Source organism: Martelella lutilitoris (assembly GCF_016598595.1).
In the GTDB taxonomy this organism is placed as follows: domain Bacteria; phylum Pseudomonadota; class Alphaproteobacteria; order Rhizobiales; family Rhizobiaceae; genus Martelella; species Martelella lutilitoris_A.
The window spans coordinates 147501-173436 of the sequence record NZ_CP066786.1; the positions used below are offsets into that span (position 1 = coordinate 147501).

Genomic DNA, 25936 nt, shown 5'->3' on the forward strand with positions numbered 1-25936 from the left:
CGAATAAGCTTTGATCCATGGATATCCGAATGGGGAAACCCACCTTAGATATCTAGAAAATCATTCCGGTTGGAATGATTTGTCTGGAATTATTTGATCTCACGCCCCGTACCGCAGGTCTTCGACCTGCTGGGGCTGCGATGGCGCGCCGCATCAGCGGCGACGGCCGGTCGGCCTTGCGGTGCTTAGCACCGAATTCTTTTTCCACGTTGGTTTGGGAAATGAAATCCGAAGGAGCCACGCTCCTGAGGCAAGCGCGACTGCGCGTCGGCCATTTTTGGCCGCCCCGTCCGGAGCGAAGCGATCGAAGATCGCGACAGCGTGAGGACAAAACAGATCAGTCGGGTTGCCGATAGGCAACCGGAATGGTTTCTAGATATCGCTAAAAGGTATCTTAATCTGAATACATAGGGTTAAGAAGCGAACGCGGGGAACTGAAACATCTAAGTACCCGTAGGAAAGGACATCAATCGAGACTCCGCAAGTAGTGGCGAGCGAACGCGGATGAGGCCAGTGGCAATGATGAATGAAGCAGAACAGGTTGGGAAGCCTGGCGAGATGGGTGATAGCCCCGTATGCGTAGAACAGTCATTGTCCTTGAGTAGGGCGGGACACGTGAAATCCTGTTCGAACATGGGGCGACCACGCTCCAAGCCTAAGTACTCGTGCATAACCGATAGCGAACCAGTACCGTGAGGGAAAGGTGAAAAGCACCCCGACAAGGGGAGTGAAAGAGAACCTGAAACCGGATGCCTACAAACAGTCGGAGCCCGTTCTTCAAATTCTTCGAATTTGAGAACGTTTTTTATGTCTCGCGCCCCGTACCGCAGGTCTTCGACCTGCTGGGGCTGCGACGGCGCGCCGCATAAGCGGCGACGGCCGGTCGGCCTACGGGCGCCAATTGGCGTCGTTGTAGCGCGACCGCGCGTCGGCCATTATTGGCCGCCCCGTCCGGAGCGAAGCGATCTAGGATCGCGACAGCGTGAGGACAGAAGATACGGCGAACAAATGCGAAGCATTTGATGAGCGGGTGACGGCGTACCTTTTGTATAATGGGTCAACGACTTAGTGTATCTAGCAAGCTTAAGCCGGTAGGTGGAGGCGCAGCGAAAGCGAGTCTTAATAGGGCGATTGAGTTAGATGCATTAGACCCGAAACCGAGTGATCTAGCCATGAGCAGGTTGAAGGTTGGGTAACACCAACTGGAGGACCGAACCCGCATCTGTTGCAATAGATTGGGATGACTTGTGGCTAGGGGTGAAAGGCCAATCAAACTCGGAGATAGCTGGTTCTCCGCGAAATCTATTTAGGTAGAGCGTTGAATGAATACCCTCGGGGGTAGAGCACTGGATGGGCTATGGGGACTCACCGTCTTACTGATCCTAACCAAACTGCGAATACCGAGGAGTACTGTTCAGCAGACACACGGCGGGTGCTAACGTCCGTCGTGAAAAGGGCAACAACCCTGACCTCCAGCTAAGGTCCCCAAGTCATGGCTAAGTGGGAAAGGATGTGAGGATCCCAAAACAACCAGGATGTTGGCTTAGAAGCAGCCATCATTTAAAGAAAGCGTAACAGCTCACTGGTCTAAATAAGGGTCTTTGCGCCGAAAATGTACCGGGGCTCAAGCCATGCACCGAAGCTGAGGATGTGGATTTATCCACGTGGTAGCGGAGCGTTCCGTAGGCTGATGAAGGGAGACCCGTGAGGGCTCCTGGAGGTATCGGAAGTGCGAATGTTGACATGAGTAACGATAAAGAGGGTGAGAGACCCTCTCGCCGAAAGACCAAGGGTTCCTGCTTAAAGTTAATCTGAGCAGGGTTAGCCGGCCCCTAAGACGAGGCGGAAACGCGTAGTCGATGGGAACCACGTTAATATTCGTGGGCCAGGCGGTGGTGACGGATTGCACAAATCGTACATTCTTATTGGATTGAGTGTGCGGTGGAGCGGTTCCAGGAAATAGCCCCGTCGTGAGACCGTACCCGAAACCGACACAGGTGGTCAGGTAGAGTATACCAAGGCGCTTGAGAGAACTGCGTTGAAGGAACTCGGCAAATTGCACGCGTAACTTCGGAAGAAGCGTGACCCTTTGATACGCAAGTATCGGAGGGTGGCACAGACCAGGGGGTAGCGACTGTTTATCAAAAACACAGGGCTCTGCGAAGTCTTTAAGACGACGTATAGGGTCTGACGCCTGCCCGGTGCTGGAAGGTTAAGAGGAGATGTGCAAGCATTGAATCGAAGCCCCAGTAAACGGCGGCCGTAACTATAACGGTCCTAAGGTAGCGAAATTCCTTGTCGGGTAAGTTCCGACCTGCACGAATGGCGTAACGACTTCCCCGCTGTCTCCAACGCAGACTCAGTGAAATTGAATTCCCCGTGAAGATGCGGGGTTCCTGCGGTCAGACGGAAAGACCCCGTGCACCTTTACTATAGCTTTACACTGGCATTCGCCAAGGCATGTGTAGGATAGGTGGTAGGCTTTGAAGCAGGGACGCCAGTTCTTGTGGAGCCATCCTTGAAATACCACCCTTATCTTCGTGGATGTCTAACCGCGATCCGTGATCCGGATCCGGGACAGTGTATGGTGGGTAGTTTGACTGGGGCGGTCGCCTCCTAAAGAGTAACGGAGGCGCGCGATGGTGGGCTCAGACCGGTCGGAAATCGGTCGTCGAGTGCAATGGCATAAGCCCGCCTGACTGCGAGACTGACAAGTCGAGCAGAGACGAAAGTCGGTCATAGTGATCCGGTGGTCCCGCGTGGAAGGGCCATCGCTCAACGGATAAAAGGTACGCCGGGGATAACAGGCTGATGACCCCCAAGAGTCCATATCGACGGGGTTGTTTGGCACCTCGATGTCGGCTCATCGCATCCTGGGGCTGGAGCAGGTCCCAAGGGTTTGGCTGTTCGCCAATTAAAGCGGTACGTGAGCTGGGTTCAGAACGTCGTGAGACAGTTCGGTCCCTATCTGCCGTGGGTGTAGGAATATTGACAGGATCTGTCCCTAGTACGAGAGGACCGGGATGGACGTATCTCTGGTGGACCTGTTGTGGCGCCAGCCGCATAGCAGGGTAGCTATATACGGAATGGATAACCGCTGAAGGCATCTAAGCGGGAAACCAACCTGAAAACGAGTGTTCCCTATCAGAGCCGTTGTAGACGACAACGTTGATAGGCCGGGTGTGGAAGCGCAGCAATGTGTGAAGCTTACCGGTACTAATCGCTCGATCGGCTTGATCGTTCTCATTGTTCATGTTCATCGCAACGCGATGAACACGATCTTTTTGTCCTGACGCTGTCGCGGCTTCGCCGCTGCGCTCCGACGGGCCGCTTCGCGACGCAGGCAAGCTGCTGAGGGTCGTCCCTCGACAGGCATTGCGACTGCTGACTGACGAAGCGCCAATACAACAACAGACCTCACGTCCTTGTATCCTTGCTCCTGCATCGCGGGGGAAGGCCGAAGCCAAAGGCTTCGCAAGGCCGACCGGCCGCCGGCGCTCATGCGCCGCCCCGTCCGGAGCGAAGCGGCGCAAGCCGCGACAGCGTGAGGACAAAACAAACCCTTCCAGCTTCTCGAAAACATGCTGCATTTGGCCGACCTGGTGGCTATGGCGGGGTCCTTAACACCCGTTCCCATTCCGAACACGGCCGTGAAATGCCCCAGCGCTGATGGTACTTTGTCTTAAGGCACGGGAGAGTAAGTCGCTGCCAGGTCTGCCAAATGCAACATTGTTTATGTGTTCACGCTATCGTGGCCTTCGGCCACGCTGCACACGGCGCGCCGAACAATCGGCGACGCGCGGTCGCGCTGAGCAAAGAATATCTTCTCACAACAATACGGCGACTGCCGATAACAAGCCGCCGCAAAAGGCGGCTTTTTTGTTGCCGCAAACATAACGCGGGGTGGAGCAGCCCGGTAGCTCGTCAGGCTCATAACCTGAAGGCCGCAGGTTCAAATCCTGCCCCCGCAACCAACAAGACAAACAAACCCGTCGCAACAGCGGCGGGTTTTGTCGTTCTTCTAGACTCGCAAAGGGCTTGCCGCTTCGTCCAGGCTAGGAACCGACCCAGTTCACCGGCACGCATATCGACCATCGGGATGACACGGGCTTCACCGCGGATGGCGCATTCGTTTCGCTCGATGCACCGCGCCACGCGGGAAGGGCCAGTTGGCCGGGCATCAACTCCGCTGATAGGCTCCGGGTGACATGCCGACATGACGGCGGAAGGCTGTGTTGAAGGCGCTGACCGAAGCATAACCGACCCGTTGGGCGATTTCCGCCTTTGCGACCTTCTGGTGCAAAAGCTGCTTTGCAAGTGCCATGCGCCAGCCCGTGACATAGTTCATCGGTGTCACGCCAATCTCGCGCTGGAAGCGGGCATAGAAAGTCGACCGGGACATTGCGGCGTCTTTCGCAAGGCTTCCGGCGCTGATGCCGCGGGCCGGATCCTCATGGATGCGCCGAAGCGTCGGGGCGAGCTGGGGATCGGCCATGCCGCGCAGAAGACCCGGCGTGGCATAGCCGCCGCCCGCCGATCGCAGCGCCTCGATAAAAAGAACTTCCAGCAGATGCGAAAGCACAATTGAGCGCGCGGTTCGTCTGGCGCCGGTTTCCTCGTTGATCATCCGCACCAGAAGTATCAGCCTCTCCGAACCGCGCACATGGATGAGGTCGGGCAGCAGCGAGACGAGAAGCGCCTTGTCGTTGGCGCGGAAGGCGCAATGGCCGACCATTGCCTGGATTTCGACAGGCGCTGCGGGATCGCCCAGCCTGAAGACACCGGGGCTGGTCTCAAGACGTTGCGCAAGCGCCCCGCGCGGTGGCGGCTGGAGGCTGCTCATCGTGAAGGCGTAAGCCTCCGGAATGAGGACGAAGTCGCCGGCCCCCAGCACCATGGGCATCCTGCCGGCGACGGTGAGACGGCATTCGCCATCGATCACGGCGCAATAGAACGGGCTGCCAAGATCGGTGCGTTCCACAAGCCACTGCCCGCCGCCCGTCACCTGCTTGGCGATAGAGGGCATCGGTTTGAGCAACGAGACGACTTCTGCGACGGGATCGATCACGATTTCGGACTTTTGATAAAAGACGATGGACATATAGATATAGAATGTCCGGAGAGGCATGTCCATCTTGGCGCAACATCATTATCAGGAGATATGAGAATGCCCAGGATACTCGTGACCGGCGCCTCTTCCGGATTTGGACTCGCCATCGCCCGGTCCTTCCTTTCCAGAGGCTGGGACGTCGCGGCGACCATGCGCGACCCGAAATCCGATCAATTGCCCGTTTCGGACAAGCTTCAGGTTCTGCCGCTCGACGTAACCGATGCGAAGAGCATCGAGCGCGCTGTCGCCGCGGCAGGACCGCTCGACGCACTGGTCAACAATGCCGGCGTCGGCATGCTGAATGTGCTTGAGGGCTCGGACATGGAGAAGGTCCGGGAATTGTTCGAGACCAATGTTTTCGGCGCGTTCGCTGTGACCAGGGCGGTTCTGCCGCAATTGCGGATGCGCGGCGCGGGCGTCATCGTCAATATCAGTTCCAGCGTCACACTGAAGCCGTTGCCTGCCCTGTCGGTCTATAGTGCCAGCAAGGCGGCGCTGAATGCCTTTACCGAGAGCCTCGCCCTCGAGGCGGGTCTCTTCGGCGCGCGCGCGCGCCTGGTCCTGCCGGGCTCGGCGCCAACCACGGACTTTGGCAAGAATGCCGTGGCGCGCATGGGCATGGACATCCCCGAGCCTTATACCGCCTTCGTTCACGACTATCTGGCAACGCTTCGCTCCGGCACCCTGGTCACGACGGCGGAAGATGTCGCCGCGGCCGTCTGGCTGGCCGTGACGGACGAGAACGCGCCGATGATGATCCCCGCAGGCGCGGACGCGCGCGCGCTGTTCAACGAAGAAGTTCGCACCACAGCTTGAGCCCGTCTTCCACGCAGCCCATTCAGGAGCTTGATCCATGAACAATCTGATCGATCTCGCGCGGCGCCTCCCCGCGCCCGAGGCGGCGCTGACCGTCGCCTATACGCCCATCCGCCTCGCAATGGCGGGCCGCCAGCCGCTGGAATTGCGGCTGACGGCCCATGCGAGCGGGAACAGGCTTCCCATTGTGCTCCTGTCCCATGGCTTTGGCCCGTCGAACTACATCCCCTCGAAGGATGGCTATGCGCCGCTTGCACAATTCTGGGCGGAACGCGGCTTTGCGGTGATCCAGCCGACCCATGCCAGCTCCCGCGTCGGCGGCCTGCCGGCGGACGCAGATGGGGCGCCGTTCTTCTGGCGCGAGAGGGTGGCGGAACTTCAGCTCATTCTCGATCGTCTGGACGACGTGGAGCAACAGGCAGCCGGCATTGCCGGCAAGCTGGACAGGGAGCGCATCGCGGCGGTCGGCCATTCCTTCGGCGGACACACCGTTTCACTGCTGCTAGGCGCGAAGTTGCAAGGCGAGGATTTCTCCGACCCGCGGATTTCCGCCGGAATGCTGCTGGCCGCGCCCGGGCGTGGCGGCAACGACCTCACGGAGGAAAACGCCGCGCGTTTCCCGTTCTTCGACTTAGACTTCTCAACGATTGCGGCCCGAACCCTCGTCGTTTGCGGCGATGCGGACAATCCGCATTTCACGCCGCGCGGCCCGGAATGGCACGCCGACGCCTTTCATGACGCCAGGCGAACGGACGGCGATCTCCTGACGCTCCATGGCGTTGGCCACGGGCTTGGCGGCATAGCGGGCCTGGACGCGAAGGAGACGGAGACCGAGGCGCCCGATGTGCTGGAAGCGCTGAAACGCCTCACGCTCGCCTGGCTCCGGACTGCCCTTGGCGTCGATCCGGATGCCTGGACGCAGAGCCGCGCGGCGCTCGAACAGTCCGCACCCTCGCTTGGGCATGTGATCTCCCAAAAACCCGCAACGCAATAAAGGGCGGAGCCGTACCGCAAGCAGCTCCCGCCCGCGCGGCGCGGAGCCGTGATGGCGGGGGCGGAAGATTGCCTCACGCGGCGATCGGCGGCGCTTGGTGACGCCATTCATCGGCGCAGCCCGCCAGCTTCGACGGACAGGCGGAAGTGCGCCGGCCTCCTGTCCCTCAAGGTGACGCGACGGATATGAAAGCCATCTTGTCGTTTGGCCTTATGACGGGGAGGTCCGTTCCGGTGAACCCGGCCCGAAGACCTGAGGCGACAGGACGATATCGGCAAGGGTGTAGTGATCGAAGACGCCGAGGAAGGATGTGAGCGCTTCGTTCAGTATCGTTGGCAGCTTGCAGGCCTTCGTGACCACGCACTGATTTCCGGTCGCAAAGCATTCGACAAGCGCGAAATCGGCCTCTGTCGCGCGGATGACAGCGCCAAGATTGATCCGCTCGGGCGGCAGCGCCAGCCGGAAGCCACCGGAGCGACCCCGAATGCTGACCAGGTATCCGTTTCGGGTCAGCACATTCACGACCTTCATCAGATGCGTCTTCGAGATCGAATAAGCGGCCGCCGTCTCCTCGATCGTGATCAGCCGGTCACCGGCGGATGCCGCGTACATTAGTACGCGCAGCGCATAATCGGAAAAGGTTGTCAGACGCATCGGCGCGCTCCCCGGAGGCTGTGGCGGCTGAACGCGGAGAACTTTCCGCATCCGCACGCGCTGCCTGTGTCGGTATTATCATATATCGGCGATGTCTTTCGTCGGGAGTCGGATCAAACCATGACGAGTTTTCTGCTCGAGATCCGCGTGCAACCGCCATCACGCCCTTTCCGTCGCTGGGTCGGCTCAAACCGTTTCAGTTGCGGGGCCTGAACAGCATTGGACCGTAAACCACGCAGAAGCCCGCAAAGGCGAGAACCCATGCCAGTCCTGCTAAAGGCATCAACGAGAACGTCCAGTCAGGATTGAAGGCAGCCACAAGACGCAGGACCAGTGCGGTCATGATCGCCAGATAGATTGCCACGGTTGCCGGCGGTGCGGTGAGCGGCTGGCCGGTGTGGCCGCGGCTGGCGCGGGTCATGATCGCAAGCGTCATGCCGCCGATGGCGCCGACGGTCCAGCAGTGTATGGCGGCGCTTTCCGCGCCGGTGCTTCCCGTAAAGGCAGCATAGCCGGCGAAGACGAAGCCGAGACTGACCGGCAGGAATGCAAGATGCAGGATGAAGACCAGCGGTTCGGCCAGCGTTTTCAGAGGTCGCCAGCGCCATTGCCGGAACAGGTTGACGGCACCGATGGCGATCAGAAGCATGCCCAGCATCGGCTCTTCTATGTCAAATGCGGGAAACGCGATCCATGCGCCAAGACCGGCGGCGCTCATCACCATCACGAACCGGTCGAATTCGCCGAAAGCGGGCGGCAGAGCCGGAGAACCCTGCTTCTTGAGCCAGTTGCGGGTGAAGCTCGGAACCACCCGGCAGCCGATGATCTGGATCAGCATGATGATAAGGGCAATGGCGGCGCGTTCGGCATAGACCGACGTGCCGTAGCGGATGTTTTCGTAGTAAAACAGGATCTGCGTGGCGGTAAACAGCGAAAGGATCACGATCACCTTCAGGTTCCGCCAGTTGCGCCCGGCGAGGATTTCCCGCGTCAGAAAACCGATCAGCGACAGCTGAAAGGCGAGAGCCGCAAGATAGACAAGTGCTGGCGGGAGCGAAGCGGAGAAGGCGACGATAGCCCGCGCGCCAAGCCAGAGGCCGAACAGGCCCGCAAGCGGCCGGCCGACGACCGGCAGGCGGCCCGTCCAGTTGGGAACGGCCGTCAGAAGAAAGCCCGCGATGATCGCCGGTACATAGCCGTAAAGCAGTTCGTGGACATGCCATGAGACGGGTGTGAACATGCTCGGCACCTGGATAAAGCCCAGATACCAAGGGACCCACAGCGCGATCAGCAGGGCGGCGTCAAGCGCGCCGAAGAAGAAGAACGGCCTGAAGCCATAGCTGAAAATCGCCGGTCCGTGCCAGGCGCGCAGTCTTGTCATTGTGGTCATTGTTCGTCTCGGCAATCATGTTGGTTGAGTACGGGTTGAGCGGAACATGGGCACACCGGTCAGTGTGGGCCGCCTGGTGGCGACCGAGCCGGACTAAAAGATGTATTTTATATACATCTTTTAGTCCGGCTCGGTCAATGTCCGTCCGTCCGGCGGGTCAAGTTGACGCAGGTTGGTAGCGGAGATCGGGAAAGCGCGATGCCTGGATTCGATGGATGAAGGCGTCCTTTGTGCGTCCGAATGGACGCATGGCACTCTACGCCGTCGGCATCTCGAACCGGTTGCGCAGCCGGAAAAGCTCGGCGGTGAAGCCGCGGACGAGGGCGGATTTCTGGATGTCGGCGGGAAAGAGAAGGTAGACGCGGAACATCACCTCGGGCGTGAAGGGGCGGAGGCTGACGGTTCTGCTTTCTGCGTCGCCGATGACCAGCGGGTTCACCAGTCCCACGGCGTCTCCCTCCTGCGCCAGTGCGCAGATGGTGGCGGCGTTCGGGGTCTCGATCACATATTTCGGCTCGTGCCCAGCATTCTTCATGGTCTCGTCAAAACGTTGCCTTGCCCGATCCTCCGGGCTGAGTCCGATCAGCGGCCATTGCGCGATCAGATCGGGGGTGATCGACTTGTGAAGGGTCAGCGGATGGGATTTCGGCATGGCGACCAGGCCCGGAAAGCTGCCGAACAACTGGCTGTCGATGCCCGATCGGTCGATCTCGTCGGCTGCCAGCCCCAGATCGTACTGCCCGTCGGTGATGCCGTTCCGGATCGCTGACGACCAGGTGATGTGGAAGGTAATCCTCACGCCCGGATTCTGTTTCCGGAAGGCGCGGATGGCCGCAGGCGCCAGAATGGCCCCGGCCGCCGCCAGCGAGGCGATCTTCAGCGTGCCGGCCCCGTAGTCGCGGATGCTGGCTGCGGTGGCCTGCAGTCGGTCCAGCCCCTTGAAGCTGACCTCGACCTCGCGAAAAAACAACGTTCCCTCGGGCGTCGCGATCAGCCGACCGCGCACCCGGTCGAACAGCGGAAACCGCACCGCCGCTTCCAGCTCGGCGATCAGACGCGAGACGGCCGGCTGAGTGACGCCCATCAGTTCGGCGGCCCTGACGGTCGAGCCCGAGATCATGACGGCGTTGAAGGCTTCGAGCTGGCGAAAATTCATGTCTATAAGGTTTCCGCATAGAACTATGTGTCCTGATCAGTATTCCTGCTGCCAACAAAAGGCAATGATGGCGTCGTTATTTCAGGAGTTCACATGCGCGACGCAACAAGAAGCGTTCATCACCCGAAGATCAGCGAAGAGGGCTATGCCGCTCTCGGCGTTCCGACCCACCGGGCATCCACCATCGTCTTTCCGGATGCGGAAGCCTACGCGACGCGCTCGCAGCGGGACCTCGACGGCTATTCCTACGGCCTGCACGGCACGCCGACCCAGCGCGTGCTGGAGGCGCAGCTTTCGGCGCTGGAAAACGGGTTGAAGACGGTCATTCTGCCCTCCGGCCAGGCTGCGATTGCCGTTGTGCTGCTCTCGTGCCTGAAGCCCGGCGACCATGTTCTGGTGGCCGACAACGCTTATCCGCCCGTGATCGGCCTTTGCCGCAATTTCCTGGAGCCGCGTGGCATCGAATGGTCGGTGTTCGAGCCGGGTATTGGAGCGGGTATCGAAGGCGATGTGCGCGAAAACACACGGCTGATCTGGATGGAATCGCCGGGTTCCACGACCATGGAAATCGAGGACGTGCCGGCCATCACCGCGGTTGCGAAACGGCGCGGCATCCTGACCGGCATCGACAATACCTGGGCGACGCCGCTTCTGTTCAAGCCGCTCGACTATGGCGTCGACTTTTCGATGCAGGCGCTGACCAAATATCCGGGCGGTCACTCCGACCTGCTGATGGGCTCGGTCAGCGTCAACGATCTGGACCTGCGCAAGGCCTTGCGCGACACGATGCGCATGCTGGGTTTCGGCGTATCGCCGGATGCCGTGCAACTGGTGCTGCGCGGACTGGAAACCATGGCGGTGCGTCTTGCCCATGTCGGTCGCGTGGCAGGCGACATCGCGGCGGAGCTGGAACGCCGTGATGTCGGACCGGTGCTGTTTCCGGCCCTCGCCTCCAGTCCCGGACACGCCATCTGGAAGCGCGATTTCACCGGCGCGAGCGGCCTGTTTTCGGTCGTCCTGCCGGCCGCGCATGAAGCACGCCTCGATGCCGCGCTCAATGGTCTGCGCTATTTCGCGATCGGCGCATCGTGGGGCGGCACCCGCAGCCTGATCGCGCCGATGAGCGTCAAGACATCGCGGCAGATGCCGCACCCCCACAAGGACCGCATCATTCTGCGCGTCAATATCGGCGTGGAAGACCCCTCCGATCTCAGGGAAGACCTCGACGGCTTCTTCACTGCGCTCGCAGGCTGAAAAGACAAATGCAGCATATAAAATCCAACAAGGAGACGGGAACATGAACTGCAAGACCACATTGACCGGAATGGCGATGATCGCCGCGCTGACTGCGCCGGCAATGGCGCAATCGACCTCGACGCTTGATACCGTGAAGGAGCGGGGGCGGCTGATCTGCGGCTCCAGCCAGGGCACACCCGGTTTCGGCGCGCCGGATGATAATGGCTACTGGCGCGGCCTTGATGTGGAGACCTGCCGGGCCGTCGCGGTTGCGGTGCTTGACGACAAGGATGCGGTCGATTTCGTGCCGCTGTCCGGCCAGCAGCGCATTCCGGCGCTTCAGACGGGTGAAATCGACATGCTGCCGCGCACGCTCACCTGGACGCTGCAGCGCGACGCCAACGGCATCAACTTCACAACGCCGAACTATTACGAATATACCGGCTTCATGATGCCGAAATCACTCGGCATCACCAGCGTCGAGGACATGGCGGGCGCTTCCGTCTGCGTGCAGACCGGTTCGACCACCGAGGTTGTCGTCAACGATGTCTCGACCAAGAACGATCTCGACCTTCAGCCGGTGGTCTTCGACAACACCACCGCCGGCCGTCAAGCCTTCTTCTCGGGCCGCTGCGATGCGCTGATCACCGATGCCGGGGCGCTCGCTTCCGTGCGCGCGACGATGGCAGACAATCCGGACGATTACGTGATCTTCCCGGCAACGCCCTACATGGATGCCCTGACGCCCGCCGTCCGCCATGGCGATGATCAGTGGCTCGATATCGTGACATGGTCGATCCAGGCGATGATCGCAGCCGAGGCATTCGGGCTCAACAGCGAGAATATCGACGACTATCTCGACAGCGACGATCCGCGAATCCGCCGCTTTCTGGGCACGGATCCGGGCAATGGCGCGGCCCTCGGCCTCAGCGACGATTTCGCCTATCGCATCGTGAAATCCGTCGGCAATTATGCCGAGGTCTATGACCGCAATGTCGGCATGGACAGCCCGCTGAAGCTGGAGCGAGGCTATAACGCGCTGTTCAACGACGGCGGGCTGATGTTCCCGCTGGCCTTTCAGTAAAGCCGGTCATGCTGTCGCTCTGGTATTCCCAACGGGCCCGATCCTGGGCCATGCAGATCGCCCTTCTGGGCGGTCTGGTCCTGTTCGTCTGGTGGCTTGCGGGCAATACGCATGAGAACCTGACGGAACGCGGAATCCGCACCGGCTTCGACTATCTCTGGCGGCCGGCGCGCTTTCCGATCTCCGAAAGCATCATTCGCTATGATGCATCGGACAGCTTCTTCTGGGCCTATGTCGTCGGCCTTGCCAACACGCTGTGGCTGTCGTTCCTGTCGATCCTGCTTGCAACCGTGCTCGGGCTGGCGGTCGGGCTGTCGCGCCGCTCCGCCCACCCGCTGCTGTCGCGTTTTGCCGGCGTCTATGTCACCGTGCTGCGCAACGTTCCGCTCATCGTCCAGCTTCTCTTCTGGTATGCGATCGCCACGTCGCTGTTTCCGGTTCCGCGCGAGGCGCTTAATCCGCTGCCCGGCGTGTTCCTGTCCATTCGCGGCGTCTATGCGCCGGCCCTGACGCTCGGACCGGGCGCCAGCATGCTGTTGATCGTCGCGGCGATCCTGCTGGTCATTGCGATCGTCGCCGGCTTCAAGCTTTCCGCCGGAAAGCGCCTGCCGGTAAAAGCCGCGAGCGTCGGCCTCTCTGTCTGCGTCTGGGCGGGAGCCGTCGTTTGGCTCTCCGGCATGCTCGGTCATCCGATCGGCCTCGAGGCGCCGGCCCTGAAGGGGCTCAATTTCAGGGGTGGCATGGTGCTCTCTCCCGAATTCGCCGCGATCATCACCGGCCTGACGATCTATACCTCCGCCTTCATCGGCGAGATCATCCGCGGCGGCATCGACGCCGTCGAAAAGGGCCAGTGGGAAGGCGCGCGCGCACTGGGGCTCGGCGAACGCCACATCATGTTCCGGATCATCCTGCCGCAGGCGCTCAGGATCATCGTGCCGCCGATGACGTCGCAATATCTCTCCACCGTCAAGAACACCACGCTTGCCGTGGCGGTCGGCTATCCCGAACTCGGTCTCGTGGTCAACACCGTGATCAACCAGACCGGTCAGGCCATCGAGAGCATCCTGATCATGCTGGCGGTCTTCCTCAGCATTTCGCTCTCCGTTTCCGCCTTCATGAACTGGTACAATGCGCGCGTTGCGCTGGTGGTGCGCTGATGACCGATATTACCTTCAACACCGCTGCCGATGCGCCGCAGAAACCGCCCAGGGCAAAGCGCAAGCCGCTTCTGAAGCTCTTATTCGGCGATCTGCTGTCGGCATTCCTCACGGTTCTGGCCGTCCTGATCCTTCTCGGGCTCATCCCGGCCTTCAACTGGGCCGTACTGGACGCGCACTGGGTGGGCGGCCCGGCCGCCTGCCAGGGGGGCGGGGCCTGCTGGACCTTTATCGGCGCCAAGGCGCGGCTGATCCTGTTCGGCCTCTATCCGCCGCAGGCGCAATGGCGGGCCACCATCGTGATCGTGCTGATCGTCGCCATGGTGCTTGTTTCGCTGTCGCCGAAATTGTGGAATGCGCGGCTGTTGCTGGTTTGGGCTCTCGCCATTGCCGCCATGCTGGTGCTGATGGGCGGCGGCGTGCTGGGGCTCGATTACGTGCCGACGTCGAAATGGGGTGGCCTGCCGGTGACGCTGCTTCTGGCGGTGCTGTCGCTCGGCCTTGCCTTTCCGCTGGCCGTGCTGCTGGCGCTGGGGCGGCGCGGGAAGCTGCCCGCGGCGCGCGCGATCAGCTTTTTCGTGATCGAGCTTGTGCGCGGTCTTCCGCTGGTCGGCCTGTTGTTCGTGGCGGCGATCCTGCTGCCGCTGCTCCTGCCGCCGGAATGGACGGTGGACAAGCTGGGCCGCACGCTTGCCGCGTTGACGATCTTCGCTGCGGCCTATCTGGCGGAGGTCATTCGCGGCGGCCTGCAGGGGCTGGACGACGGGCAGATCGAGGCGGCCGAGGCGCTCGGCATTCCCTACTGGAAAATGATCTGGCACATCGTCCTGCCGCAGGCGATCCAGAACGTGATCCCGCCGCTGACGAACACCGCCATCGTGATGATCAAGAACACCTCGCTGGTGCTGATCGTCGGCGTGTTCGACATGCTGAGCGCGGCGCGCAGCGCCAGTACCGACCCGGCATGGCCTGCACCTTCCACCGAGGCCTATCTGTTCGTCGCTGCGATCTACTTCATCATCTGCTTTTCCATTTCAATCTATTCGCGCCATCTCGAACAGGGCGTAGCCGCAAGGACACACGGATGAAACCTGCGATCGAAATCGATAACATCGACAAATTCTACGGCGATTTCCATGTGCTCAAGGGCGTATCGCTGATGGTTGCGGCCGGCGAGAAAGTGGTGGTGTGCGGGCCGTCGGGCTCTGGCAAGTCGACGCTGATCCGCTGCATCAACCGGCTCGAGGAACACCAGGCGGGCCGGATCGTCGTCAACGGCGTCGAGCTTGGCGACGATCTGCGCAATCTCGATGCCGTGCGTCGCGATGCCGGCATGGTGTTCCAGCACTTCAACCTGTTTCCGCATCTGACGGTGCTCGAAAACTGCGTTCTGCCGCAGATCCTGTCGCGGCGTACGCCGCGCGCCGAAGCGGAGGCGGCGGCGGAAACCTTCCTGAAGCGCGTCCGGATTCTCGATCAGGCGCCCAAGTTTCCCGGCCAGCTTTCCGGCGGGCAGAAGCAACGCGTCGCCATCGCGCGCGCTCTCTGCATGCGCCCGCGGATCATGCTGTTCGATGAACCGACATCGGCGCTCGATCCGGAAATGATCCGGGAGGTCCTCGACGTGATGGTGGAGCTCGCCGATGACGGCATGACCATGGTGGTCGTGACCCATGAAATGGGCTTCGCTCGCCAGGTCGCCGACCGCGTCGTCTATATGGAAGCCGGCGGGATTGTCGAAACCGCCGCCCCGGATCAGTTCTTCGATGCGCCGGAAGATAAGAGAACCCGCCGGTTCCTGTCCAGTATTCGCACGATGATCCACTGAAGGCCCGGATCCGCAGGCTGAAGATGGAATAGCAGCCTGCGGCACAGATCAGTCATTGTCGGTTTTGATCAGCCTTTTCAGCTTCTCGATGGCCGTATCGTGGTCCTCCTGATAGGCGATGGTGCTCTGCAGTACGCCGCCATCATTCAGGAGGAATACCGAGGCCGTGTGGTTCATCGTGTAGTCGCCCTTAGGGTCGTTCGGGTCGAGCGGCACCTTTTCGTAGTAGACGCCGAAGCCGTCCGCCATGGCGCGAACCTTGTCCGGATCGCCGGCGATGCCGATGACGCGGTCGGTGACGTTGGACAGGTAGCGCCGCATCATCTCCGGCGTGTCCTGTTCCGGATCGACCGTTATCCAGTAGGCGTCGATCCTGTCGCCATCGGGATCGACCTCGTGCAGCCAGCCATTGAGTTCGTAAAGCGTCGTTGGGCAGACTTCGGGGCAGTGGGTGAAGCCGAAAAAGATCGCGGTCGGCCCCTCGCGGAAGGCCGTTTCGGTGATTTCCGACCCGTCATCGGCCGTCAGGGCGAATGCCGGGCCCATCGGAATATGCATCATCTCTTTGTTGGTCTCACCGATCTCATAGACCAGCCAGACAATGACCACGCAGATTGCTGCAATGGATCCCCATAGGGCCCGTCTGAAGTTCTTCATGTCATCTGTTCCTGAAGTCCCGGCGCGGAGCGGCTCCTGTCAGCAGGCTCCAGTCCGTTTCGCGTTGCATAGGGGCATCGCCCGCACCGGAAGAAAGCCGGTGCGGGACGGCAATTGGGCAGCCTTGGAGCATCGTGCCTCCATTGGGCTTCACGATGCGCGAAAGCTCAATTGGCCTTCATGTCGGCGTGGTTCATGTCATGCATGTCGTGGCCGGCATCTTGTGCCGCGATGCTTCTTACGGCGAAGGGCACGGTCACGGTGCCAGCCTTTTCGAAGGTCAGCTCGACATCGACGACGCTGCCTTCGGCAAGCGGGCCGTTGAGCTGCATGAACATCACATGCATGCCGCCGGGCTCAAGCGTCACGGTTTCATGAGCGGGAACCGGAATGCCGTCGGTCATCCGGTACATCTTCATCACCTCGCCATCCATGCGCATGTTGTGAAGCTGCAACTCGCCGGCTGCATCCGAGGCGGCGGCGATAAGGCGATCGTCGGCATCGCCATTATTGGTGATCGTCATGAAGCCGCCGCCGACGGGGGCTCCCGGAAGCGTGGCGCGTGCGAATGCGCCGTCGATCGCGAGATCGCCGAGCGTCACGTGTTCCTGCGCCATGGCGTCGTCGTGGCCGTGATGGTCGTCGCCGCCCTTGGCAGCGGTGACTGTCAGTTTCGGCGCAGGCTCGCCGTCGCCGGTCTCGCCCGTGGCGGTCCAGTGGTTGGCGCTGCCATCGGCGCAGAGCTGGACGGCGGGGAAATAGAGCACCGTGCCGGGCGCGATATCGGCCGAAAGCGAGCCGCGCATCACGAACTCGTCATAGTAGGCGTCGGGCAGTTCGCCGCCCTTCCAGATCACCTCGGTCACGCCTTCGCTGACCGGCGTGCCATGGTTCATATAGGTTTCGGCGTAAGAGCCGGTGACGGTTTCGAGCTGCCAGCCGGCATGCGGCATCGGCTTCACGCTGTAGAAGCCCTCCGGCACCTTGACGCGGATTTCGCTGGTCGCCGCGCCATCGCAGCCGTGCGGCACGCGGATCACGGCCTTGTAGCTGCCGCCGGCCGACGCTTCGGCCGTTTCGAGCGTCATATGGGCACTGGCGGCGGAAAGGCTGGCAAGGCTGATTGCACCGGCCCATGCGAGACGGTTCATGAACGTGGTCATGGAAATACTCCGTTTGGAATTGTCTTGATTTTTCGGGCTGGCAGAAGCCCGGGTCATAAAAAATCAGACAGCGAACGGCGGAGCGCGCGGATTGTAATGGCTTGTGTAGACGACGCGGGACGGGGTCTCATCTTCAAATGCGAGATCATGCGCCAAGAGGCAGGTATAGGCCGGGACGGCCTCGTCCGGCGGCGGCGGCAGGATGGCGGCGTCCTGGCGGCAGGCATGGCAGGGGCCATGGCTTGCGGCCCCGTCATCGCCGGGGCCGCTGCCGCAGAGAACGCTCTGGGACGATGCCAGGAGCGAACCGGCATCATGATGCGTCAAGGCCGGCATGTAGGGCTGATAAACAAAGGCAAGCGCAAAGACGGCGATTACGGCCAGTGCCGCCGCCAGCTCCCGCATCGCTGCCTTCAATCCCCGCAACCCCAAGACCTCCCCATCGTTCTGCTGTTCCGCTGCAGCTGCAGCATGTCGGCCAAACAAGAATGGATGCGACACGTTATTGCAACTTGTCAATTTGACGCAAGCGAAATGCGGGGTCGGGCGCGCCGATTTCATGCGCTGTCCTGAACATTCGGTGCGTCCGGCCCTGGGAGGCCGGACGCCTGTTTCTGCCTTTCGTGCCAAGGCTCAATGCGCGAGCATCTCGTCGACGATCTGGTCGCTGTCGAGCGATGATGGGTAGTAGGTCGGCCAGTTGGTGAGCTCTTCCAGCAAGGCCGCGCGGTCGTCGCCCCAGTAGAGGTGATAGTGATCGGCATCTGCCGGTGCGATCCGGTGGTCGGAGAACTGGATGAACCGCGGGGCTGCCGCGTCACCGCCGGTTTTCTCGAAGATGAAGCGGACGCCGCGGTTGCCCTTGGCGTAGGTCAGGACTTCATAGCCGTCGCTTTCGTAGCGGCCTTCAACGGCCTCGCCATCCCGATAGAAGGTGACCACGTCGCCTTCGATGGTGATGCGCTCGACATCGGTCTTGTAGCCGGTGTCGTAATAGGCCTTGTATTCTGCGGCGGTCATGCTGCCGGTCTCGGCCTTGTGCGCCATTACCGGATCGAGCGTGCCGTCCTGAAGATAGGGGTAGACCGACTGCCAGTCGCCTTCCCAGTCGGAAAGCGGACGATCCGCGATCTGGCTGTCCTCGAAATAGCCCTTGTAGATCTGTGGATCGCCATGATCGTGCGTATGCGCGTGATCATGGCCTTCGTGGTCATGTTCGCCTTCGTGAACCATGCCGCTGCCGCCGGCGACGGCGATATTGTAGGGCATGCCGCCGACGTCGATCGTACCGACTTCCGTGAGGCCGTCCTTGGCGATGCGGCGGACGAGGCCGGCATTCGGGTCGCTCATGACGATTTCATCGCCGGCCATGGCGATGCGCGGACGCGGGTCGTTCCAGTGGCCGTCCATCGAATAGGGTTCGGTGACCCTGGCGCTTTCCGTGAGGCTGGCGTCCAGGATATCGATCCGGTGCAGGCTGCCATCCTCGGTCAGGACGTAGCCGAAACGGGCATTGGCCGGATCGAGCGCGAAATCGATGCGACGGAAGGGCAGTTCGATGTAACGGAAATGCGGTTCGTCGGCGGGATCGACGACGACAAGGCCGTTGGAGCCGTAATCGCCGAGAAAGACCTGCATGCTTTTCGCGCCGAGCAGGGTGCCCGTGGTCTCGCCTTCCGGCAGATCGTCGGGGTACATCAGCATCTCGAAAACCGGGCCGTCTTCTCCAGCGGTCACGGTCAGCACGCCTTCCTGGCAACCGGCGGCAAGAAAGGCGCCGGAGAAGGCTTCGCCATGGATGCCGGTGCAGGTCGCGACATCGCCGGTCGGCTCGCCGTCTTCGGTGACGGCGCGCAAGCCGATGCGGGTGCCGGCGACCGGCGTGTCGGTGGCAACGGTCGTGACCCAGTATTGACCGACGGGGGCGGCAAAACCGTGATGGGCGCGTTCCTGCTTCAGTTCGCTGGTTTCAATCTCGCCGTGGGAAAGCTCGGGAGCATCGACGATTGCGGCATAGCCGCCCTTGTCGAAATTGATGACCACCTTGCCGTCATGATCGATGATGTGGAACGGGCGCGGTCCGGTGAGGCTGCCCTCGATGGCGGTGGGCTCTTCAATGTCGATATCGGCATGATCGCCATGGGAATGCAGCGAAATCCCGCTGTCGATGAAGTGAACCGCATCATCGTCGGATTGCACGGCGACGATGGCCGCGCCACCGTTGACCGCGTAGAGCTTGTTCTGGCCGGTGGTGTCGAAGGACCAGCGATGGCCGGGTTCGGCAAGGTCGAAGGCCGTGATTTTCGCATCCGCATGGTCGCCGACGAAGACGCGGTAGAGGGTGACGCTGTCCTCATGGTCTTCGGCAAAGGCAGCAGGCGCGCCAAGTGAAATCGCGAGTGCGGATGCACCCAGGATCCATCGTTTCATATAATGCTCTCCTTGATGGTATAACGTAACAACGGTGGGCAAGGTTCGGCCTCGCCTTTTTGTTGGTGTCAGCCGTTGTTGATGGCGGCGGCGAGCGTTTCGACGTTGTAGTGCATCATGTCGATATAGCTAGGCGCGGGGCCATCGGCTGAAGACAACGCGTCCGAATAGAGCGTTCCCCCAAGTTCCAGTCCGGCTTCGGACGCGATCTGCTCGACGAGGCGGGCGTCGGAAATGTTTTCGGCAAAGACGGCCGCCGCGCGCTTTTCCCGGATTTTACGGATCAGCGAGGCGACATCCGCGGCGGAGGCTTCGGATTCCGTCGAAATCCCCTGCGGCGACAGGAAGGTTATCCCGTAATCGCGCTCGAAATAGCGGAAGGCATTATGGGCGACGACGGCGACGCGGCGGTCCTCAGGGATCGCGTCGACCGTGGCCCGGATTTCCGCGTCGAGCGCCGTCAGATCGTCGAGATAGGCCTCGGCATTGGCCTGATAGGTCGGGCAGCCCTCCGCGTCGGCGGCGCAGAAGGCCTGTTCGATTTTCTCGACATAGACCTTGGCATTTTTGACCGACTGCCAGGCATGCGGGTCGTTCGGCGCGGCGTGGAAAATCGCCTTGCCGTCGATGTAGTGATAATGGCCGCCATTGGGGTCGTTCAGAATATCGGTGCCATCGGTCACGGTGGTGATCGACGCATCCGTCTGGCTGGCCTCGATCAGGCGGTCCATGAAGCCCTCGAGCTGCAGGCCGTTGACGAGGACGACGTCGGCCCGCGCCAGCGCCATGGCGTCGGCCGGGCGCGGCTCATAGACATGGGCGTCGCTGTCCGGTCCGACCAGCGTTCGAAGCGTGATGCGGTTGCCACCGACCTGCTCGGCGAAATCGCCGATGATCGAGAAACTGGCGACCACGGCAAGCTTGTCCTCCTCGGCGTGGGCGGGAGCGCAGAATGCGGCGATGACGATCAGGCTTGCGAAAAGGGCTGTCAGTGTCTTCATGTTGAATTCCGGTAGGTTGCTTGATCAGGACGCGCGATGCAGCGATTTCGGCAGGCGCGACAGAAGAAGGCCGCGCGGGCTTGCGACGACCGAAACGAAATAGATCGCGCCGGCCGACAGGATGATCGCCGGGCCGGAAGGCAGCGAGGCGTGATAGGACAGCAGCAGGCCGACGATGGAGGAAACAACGCCGATGGCGATGGCGAGTGCGCACATGGTCGAAACGCGTTGCGTCCAGAAGCGGGCGGCGGCTGCCGGCAGCACCATCAGCCCGACGGACAGAAGCGTTCCCAGCGCCTGAAAGCCCGCCACCAGATTGATGACCACGAGGCCGAGGAAGATGAAGTGAACCGGCGAGCCAAGGCGGGAGACGGAGCGCAGGAACAGCGGGTCCATGCATTCGGCCACCAGCGCCCGCCAGAACAGGCCGACAAGAACAATCGATGTAGCGGAAACCAGCGCGATCAATGTCAACGCATCGTCGTTCAGCGCCAGAACCGTGCCGAACAGGACATGCATCAGATCGACACTGGAGCCCCGCATCGACACCATCATCACGCCAAGCGCCAGCGAAATCAGATAGAAGGCGGCCATCGAGGCATCCTCCTTCTGCACCGTGAGCTGGGCGATGGCGCCCGCGCCGAGCGCCACGAAGATGCCGGCGACAAGCCCGCCGATGGTCATCGGGACGATCTCAAGGCCATAAAGCAGGAAGCCGGCGGCCGCGCCCGGAAGGATCGCATGCGCCATCGCGTCGCCGGTCAGGCTCATGCGCCGCAACATCAGGAACACGCCGACCGGGCAGGCGCTCAGCGAAAGCATCAGCGCGCCGGCAAGGGCTCGCTGCATGAAGGCGAACTCGACGAAGGGCAGCACCAGAGCGTCGTAGATCATGATCGCGCTCCCCCCGAGACCTGCCGCAGGCCTGCATCGCCACCGGGCGCGCACCACGGCGCATGTTCATCGAAAGGCTCGCTGTAATCGCGGGCGCGCAGCAGGTTCTCCGCCGAAAGCGTGCCGTGGACGTCGCCCCAGGCGATGGGCCGTCTGGCCAGCAGCAGCGCTTGGGGAAAGTGTTCGCGCACAAGATCGAGGTCATGGACGACAACCATGACCGTGCGTCGTTCCCCGTGCCAGTTCTTGATCAGCGCCACGAGATCGGTGATCGTGCGTGCATCGACCGCGTTGAACGGTTCGTCCAGAAGAATGAGATCGGCGTCCTGCACCAGAACCCGCGCAAACAGCGCTCTTTGCAGTTGGCCGCCGGAGAGGCTGTCGACGGGACGCTTCTCGAAGCCTTCAAGACCCACGGCCATCAGAGCGTCGCTGACCGCTCGCCGGTCCTCGGCGCGATGCCGCCCGAGAAGACCGCGGCGGGGCCAGAGGCCCAGCGAGACGAGGTCCACGACCCGCGCGGGAAAACTGCGGTCGAGCTCCGAGAGCTGCGGCAGATAGGCGAGGCGCGTGCCGGGCGCCACCGCGCAACTGCCGCCAAGCGGCCGCAGCAGCCCGACAATGCCTTTCATCAGCGTCGATTTGCCCGAGCCATTGCCGCCGACCACCGCCGTCAGGCTGGCCTTGCCGACAACGCCGTTCAGGTGGTGCACAGCCGGATGCCGGTCATATCCAAGCGTCAGATCGCGAAAGGTCAGGCAGGCCTCAGCCATCAAAGGGCTTTCACTCAAGTCAGGGACAGATTGGTAATGTAATAACGTTACATTTAATGGAAGCCGATTTTGATGGCAACCACTTTTCTGCTCGCGCCTGAAAATCGTTTCGATATCCGGCCTTGAATACAGCGTCGTGATGGACCGTCATGGCCGGAGACTTGGCCCGGCGACTGGGCGCAGCGCCCGATCACTTCAAACTGGACGGGGTCCGAAGATCAGCTCTTGGCATGCGAGAAAGCGGCTGCCGTATTACTGTCGGCGTCCCCGTGAAGGGCGGCAAACCGGTACTCGAAATCCTGCGCAAGGTCTTCCACCGAGATCTCGGAGAACTGCTGCAACAGGCGGCGTTCAGCCTCCTGCATCGCCAGGTCAAGCCGGGCGTCGACGGCCTTTTCCACCAGACAGTCGGCGGGTTCGGCGCCGGGGCCGATGTTGAACAGTGGCGGGCTGCCGATCGCCTCGTAGACATCAAGCAGCGATATTGCGCTCAAGGGGCGCGCCAGTTGCCAGCCGCCGCCATGGCCCTTTTCCGAGATCAGGATTTCCTTGTCCCTGAGGCCCGCCATCATCCGCCGCACCACGACAGGATTCGTCGAAATCATCCCGGCGATCTGATCCGACGTCGCGCGTTCGACATGCCGGTCGAGATGGATCAGCACGTGCAGCATACGGGACAGGCGGAGGTCGCGCGGCATCAAATGGGCTCCTGACTTTCGGATGCCTCCTCTCTAGCAGTGATCATGAAACAATGAAAGTTTCATGTCTTGCTTCGGCTCGGTATTTCATGTAACTCATAAAAATACATTAAGCCAAACACAGGATCAGGCTATGGATCATGATGTTCTTATTATCGGCGGCAGTTTTGCCGGCACGTCAGCCGCCATGCAGCTGGCGCGGGCGCGAAAACAGGTGTTGGTGCTGGATACCGGCATGCCCAGAAACCGGTTTGCGGCGGCGTCGCACGGGTTTCCGGGCCAGGACGGGCAAAGCCCGGCCGATATCAAGGCGCGGTTCAGCGAAGAGCTGAACGCCTATCCGACCGTTCGTTTTCGCGACGGGGCGGCCGTTTCGACCAAACGTGAAGGCAGTGGTTTCCGCGTGTCTCTGGCCGACGGCGGCGATGTTGCCGCTCGGCGGATCGTCCTCGCCTATGGCGTGCGCGACAGCCTGCCCAATCTTCCCGGTCTTGCCGAGCGCTGGGGCGCGAGCGTGCTGCATTGCCCCTATTGCCATGGCTATGAACTCAACCGGCAGCCCGTCGGGGTGCTGGCGCGCGGCGAGATGGCCCTGCATCAGGCGATGCTGCTGCCCGACTGGGGGCCGACGACGCTGTTTACGCAAGGATTGGTTCGGCTTTCGCCGGATGAAACGCAATCGCTGCAAAGCCGTGGTGTGCGGATCGAGGAAACGCCGGTGGCGGAGCTCGTCGGTTCCGGAACGGCGCTTGAAGCGGTGCGTCTTGAAGACGGCCGAACGGTTGCGCTTGCCGGCCTGTTCCTCGCGCCGATTACCGCGCCTTCCTGCGACATCGCTGCCCAACTGGGCTGCGAAATGCGGGAGGGGCCGACCGGTCCCTATGTTGCCGTCGACCAGACGCAGGCGACGACGGTTGCCGGTGTCTTTGCCGCCGGCGATCTGGCAAGCCCGATGCCGAACGCAACCCTTGCGGCCGCGGCCGGTACGATGGCCGGCGGTTCTGCGCATCGCTCGCTGATCTTCGACCCCGATCTCAGACAGCACGACGGGAGGGCATCGTGATGCAGGCGGCTGCACAGGGCGAATTCTGGAACGATCTCTATTCCAGGGCCTCGCCGATGTCTTCAGGGAGGCCGGGGCAGGCCCTTGCCCAGTTTGCCGGTCCGCTTGCTGCGGGCACCGCGCTGGAGCTCGGCTGCGCCAGGGGTGACGACGCCGTCTGGCTCGCCCGGCGCGGCTGGGCGGTCACCGCAGTCGATATTTCTTCCGTCGCGCTTGAATATGCGGCGGACAATGCGCGCCGCGCCGGCGTGGCGGACCGCATGCGCTTCGAGGCGCACGATCTCGCCGTTTCTTTCCCCGGGGGCGACTATGACCTGGTGACGGCGAGCTTTCTGCATTCGCCGCACGACTGGCCGCGCACCAAGGTTCTGGCCCGCGCCGCCAGCGTCGTCAGGCCGGGCGGACATCTTCTGATTGTCGAGCATGGCTCCTACGCGCCGTGGTCATGGTCATCGAATGAGACGCCGCCGCCTACCGCCGAGGAGACGTTTCGCGCGATGCATCTTGCCCCGGATGACTGGCAGCGCAATTGCGTCTGCCGGATCGAGCGCGCGGCAAAAGGGCCGGAAGGTCAAACCGCGCAGGTGAAGGACAATATCATCTTCCTTCTGCGGCTCGGCTGAGCGGTGCCGTTCTGCCTATCCGCATCCGGTGGTCTTGCCGCCAGATGCATCGGTCCCTTGGTAAGACGGTATCGGTTGTCTATCATGACGTGGCTTCGACAAGAAAACTAAATTCATGACAAGGCTTCATGCTCAATGATCGATATCCAGCCGCTCTCCATCCTGCGCGAGATTGACCGCACCGGCAGCCTGACCCAGGCGGCCGAGCAGTTGAATCTGACTCAATCGGCCGTCAGCCATGCGATCCGCCGCTTTGAGGAGCGGCACGGCGTCAAATTGTGGGAGCGTGAGGGACACAAGCTGCGCCTGACGCTTGCGGGGAACTATCTCCTTGGCCTGGCAATGCGTGTGTTGCCGCAACTCGAACATGGCGCGGCGGTTCTTGATGATTATGCGCGCGGGCGACGCGGCGCGATCCGGGTGGGGATGGAATGCCACCCCTGCCAGGATTGGCTGATGCGGGTGGTCGACCCGTTCCTGGCGGAATGGCCGGATGTCGAGCTGGATGTGACGACGGCCTTCCAGTTCGGCGGTCTGGCAGCACTTCTGAGCCACGAGATCGACATTCTCGTCACGCCCGATCCGATCGAACGTGCGGGGCTCGAATACAGGCCTGTCTTCGATTACGAACTGGTTCTGGCGGTGGCCGGGAACCACCCGCTGGCGCAAAAGCAACGGATCGCGCCGGAGGATCTGGCGGGCGAAACCCTGATCACCTATCCGGTCTCGCGTGAGAGGCTCGATATCTACACCCGCTTCCTCGTGCCCGCCCACGCCCTGCCGCGCCGTCACCGCACGGTGGAAACGACCGATCTGATGTTGCGACTGGTGGCATCCGGCCGCGCCGTCAGCGCGACCCCCGACTGGCTCCTGCGCGAAGCCAAAGGGGTGAAGGGCGTGCGGATTGGCGAGGGGATCGCAAAGTCGATTCATCTCGGCCACCGGAGTGGCGAGCGTCCCGACTATCTGGATGGCTTCATGACGCTTGCCGAAACCGTCAGAATCTGAACCGGCCGCTGCGTTTGAGCGTGCAATCCGGGCGGCTAAGAAGCACGCAGATTTGCTGTTCATCAAGACTGGCAGCATTCACTATGAGTTTCTGTCATGTTTTCCTGAAATAAAATCATTTTCATTCATGAATTGGCTCTGACATAGAACAGGCATTGGCTTGTTCGTCGATACGGAAAATGCGCCGACCGGGCGGGCCTG

22 protein-coding genes, 1 tRNA gene and 2 rRNA genes (1 of these 25 running past the window's edge) are annotated in these 25936 nt (G+C 61.6%); 13 read left to right on the forward strand and 12 right to left on the reverse strand.

All coding sequences use genetic code 11. From position 1 onward, the window contains the following. The 3 genes from JET14_RS00715 to JET14_RS00725 all read left to right on the forward strand — a co-directional run. A 23S ribosomal RNA gene (locus tag JET14_RS00715) occupies window positions 1–3241 on the forward strand; it begins 89 nt to the left of the window's first position. A gap of 357 nt (window positions 3242–3598) precedes the next feature. Then, window positions 3599–3714: ribosomal RNA gene (gene rrf, locus JET14_RS00720) — 5S ribosomal RNA — on the forward strand. A gap of 183 nt (window positions 3715–3897) precedes the next feature. Next, window positions 3898–3974: transfer RNA gene (locus JET14_RS00725), tRNA-Met, on the forward strand. Window positions 3975–4180: 206 nt separating this feature from the next. On the opposite strand, the gene JET14_RS00730 is transcribed toward JET14_RS00725, so the two are convergent. Continuing rightward, on the reverse strand, window positions 4181–5068 hold the full coding sequence (locus JET14_RS00730; RefSeq protein ID WP_200337939.1) for an AraC family transcriptional regulator: 888 nt from the start codon (window positions 5066–5068) through the stop codon (window positions 4181–4183). Window positions 5069–5167: 99 nt separating this feature from the next. Here JET14_RS00730 and JET14_RS00735 point away from each other — a divergent pair, with 99 nt between their 5' ends. Continuing rightward, window positions 5168–5926 carry an SDR family oxidoreductase gene (locus tag JET14_RS00735; RefSeq protein WP_200336359.1) on the forward strand — a complete coding sequence of 253 codons (759 nt, stop codon included), beginning with the start codon at window positions 5168–5170 and terminating at the stop codon, window positions 5924–5926. A 37-nt stretch (window positions 5927–5963) separates the two neighbouring features. After that, window positions 5964–6920, forward strand: a complete 957-nt coding sequence (locus tag JET14_RS00740) for an alpha/beta hydrolase family protein (RefSeq protein ID WP_200336360.1) — start codon at window positions 5964–5966, stop codon at window positions 6918–6920. 210 nt (window positions 6921–7130) lie between these two features. Here the strand turns inward: JET14_RS00740 and JET14_RS00745 are convergent, their stop codons facing one another. The 3 genes from JET14_RS00745 to JET14_RS00755 all read right to left on the reverse strand — a co-directional run bounded on the left by JET14_RS00745 (window position 7131) and on the right by JET14_RS00755 (window position 10120). After that, window positions 7131–7574: an RrF2 family transcriptional regulator gene (locus JET14_RS00745; protein ID WP_200336361.1), complete on the reverse strand. Its 444-nt coding sequence runs from the start codon at window positions 7572–7574 to the stop codon at window positions 7131–7133. Between the two features lie 196 nt (window positions 7575–7770). Beyond that, window positions 7771–8964: an NnrS family protein gene (locus JET14_RS00750; RefSeq protein WP_200336362.1), complete on the reverse strand. Its 1194-nt coding sequence runs from the start codon at window positions 8962–8964 to the stop codon at window positions 7771–7773. A 256-nt stretch (window positions 8965–9220) separates the two neighbouring features. Beyond that, window positions 9221–10120, reverse strand: a complete 900-nt coding sequence (locus JET14_RS00755; RefSeq protein WP_200336363.1) for a LysR substrate-binding domain-containing protein — start codon at window positions 10118–10120, stop codon at window positions 9221–9223. Between the two features lie 93 nt (window positions 10121–10213). On the opposite strand from JET14_RS00755, the gene JET14_RS00760 reads away from it, so the two are divergent. Genes JET14_RS00760 through JET14_RS00780 form a run of 5 tightly spaced genes read left to right on the forward strand, consistent with a single transcriptional unit; the run spans window position 10214 to window position 15425 of the window. Then, window positions 10214–11374: a trans-sulfuration enzyme family protein gene (locus JET14_RS00760; RefSeq protein ID WP_200336364.1), complete on the forward strand. Its 1161-nt coding sequence runs from the start codon at window positions 10214–10216 to the stop codon at window positions 11372–11374. Between the two features lie 43 nt (window positions 11375–11417). Next, entirely contained in the window at window positions 11418–12440 is a 1023-nt protein-coding gene (locus JET14_RS00765) for an amino acid ABC transporter substrate-binding protein (protein ID WP_200336365.1), read from the forward strand. Window positions 12441–12448: 8 nt separating this feature from the next. Continuing rightward, window positions 12449–13597 carry an amino acid ABC transporter permease gene (locus JET14_RS00770; protein WP_246750442.1) on the forward strand — a complete coding sequence of 383 codons (1149 nt, stop codon included), beginning with the start codon at window positions 12449–12451 and terminating at the stop codon, window positions 13595–13597. Then, window positions 13597–14685 carry an amino acid ABC transporter permease gene (locus JET14_RS00775; protein WP_200336366.1) on the forward strand — a complete coding sequence of 363 codons (1089 nt, stop codon included), beginning with the start codon at window positions 13597–13599 and terminating at the stop codon, window positions 14683–14685. Before JET14_RS00770 ends, JET14_RS00775 begins: the two co-directional genes overlap by 1 nt. Then, window positions 14682–15425 (forward strand): amino acid ABC transporter ATP-binding protein, encoded by a 744-nt coding sequence (locus tag JET14_RS00780; RefSeq protein WP_200336367.1) that lies wholly within the window; start codon window positions 14682–14684, stop codon window positions 15423–15425. Before JET14_RS00775 ends, JET14_RS00780 begins: the two co-directional genes overlap by 4 nt. Window positions 15426–15473: 48 nt before the next feature. Here the strand turns inward: JET14_RS00780 and JET14_RS00785 are convergent, their stop codons facing one another. From JET14_RS00785 to JET14_RS00820, 8 genes are all read right to left on the reverse strand, one after another. Continuing rightward, complete coding sequence (locus JET14_RS00785; RefSeq protein WP_200336368.1) at window positions 15474–16082, reverse strand: SCO family protein; 609 nt, start codon at window positions 16080–16082, stop codon at window positions 15474–15476. A 167-nt stretch (window positions 16083–16249) separates the two neighbouring features. After that, window positions 16250–17245, reverse strand: a complete 996-nt coding sequence (locus JET14_RS00790; RefSeq protein WP_200336369.1) for a DUF1775 domain-containing protein — start codon at window positions 17243–17245, stop codon at window positions 16250–16252. Window positions 17246–17308: 63 nt separating this feature from the next. Then, on the reverse strand, window positions 17309–17650 hold the full coding sequence (locus JET14_RS00795; RefSeq protein ID WP_200336370.1) for a hypothetical protein: 342 nt from the start codon (window positions 17648–17650) through the stop codon (window positions 17309–17311). A gap of 228 nt (window positions 17651–17878) precedes the next feature. After that, window positions 17879–18478: a ZinT family metal-binding protein gene (locus tag JET14_RS22665; RefSeq protein WP_246750593.1), complete on the reverse strand. Its 600-nt coding sequence runs from the start codon at window positions 18476–18478 to the stop codon at window positions 17879–17881. 1265 nt (window positions 18479–19743) lie between these two features. Continuing rightward, a complete protein-coding gene (gene aztC / locus JET14_RS00805; protein ID WP_200336372.1) occupies window positions 19744–20676 on the reverse strand; it encodes a zinc ABC transporter substrate-binding protein AztC in 933 nt (310 codons plus the stop codon). Between the two features lie 24 nt (window positions 20677–20700). Beyond that, window positions 20701–21570, reverse strand: a complete 870-nt coding sequence (aztB, locus tag JET14_RS00810) for a zinc ABC transporter permease AztB (protein WP_200336373.1) — start codon at window positions 21568–21570, stop codon at window positions 20701–20703. Then, window positions 21567–22343, reverse strand: a complete 777-nt coding sequence (gene aztA / locus JET14_RS00815) for a zinc ABC transporter ATP-binding protein AztA (protein ID WP_200336374.1) — start codon at window positions 22341–22343, stop codon at window positions 21567–21569. Before aztA ends, aztB begins: the two co-directional genes overlap by 4 nt. A gap of 218 nt (window positions 22344–22561) precedes the next feature. After that, the gene (locus JET14_RS00820; protein WP_200336375.1) at window positions 22562–23041 is read right to left on the reverse strand and encodes an RrF2 family transcriptional regulator; all 480 of its coding nucleotides are present in this window, start codon (window positions 23039–23041) and stop codon (window positions 22562–22564) included. A gap of 133 nt (window positions 23042–23174) precedes the next feature. Between JET14_RS00820 and JET14_RS00825 the strand changes: the two genes are divergently transcribed. From JET14_RS00825 to JET14_RS00835, 3 genes are all read left to right on the forward strand, one after another. Then, entirely contained in the window at window positions 23175–24104 is a 930-nt protein-coding gene (locus tag JET14_RS00825; RefSeq protein WP_200336376.1) for an NAD(P)/FAD-dependent oxidoreductase, read from the forward strand. Then, window positions 24104–24727, forward strand: a complete 624-nt coding sequence (locus tag JET14_RS00830; RefSeq protein WP_200336377.1) for a class I SAM-dependent methyltransferase — start codon at window positions 24104–24106, stop codon at window positions 24725–24727. The genes JET14_RS00825 and JET14_RS00830 overlap by 1 nt, the downstream gene beginning before the upstream one ends. A gap of 135 nt (window positions 24728–24862) precedes the next feature. Continuing rightward, window positions 24863–25735, forward strand: coding sequence for a LysR family transcriptional regulator (locus JET14_RS00835; protein ID WP_200336378.1), 873 nt, complete (start codon window positions 24863–24865; stop codon window positions 25733–25735). The last annotated feature ends 201 nt before the right edge of the window (window positions 25736–25936 follow it).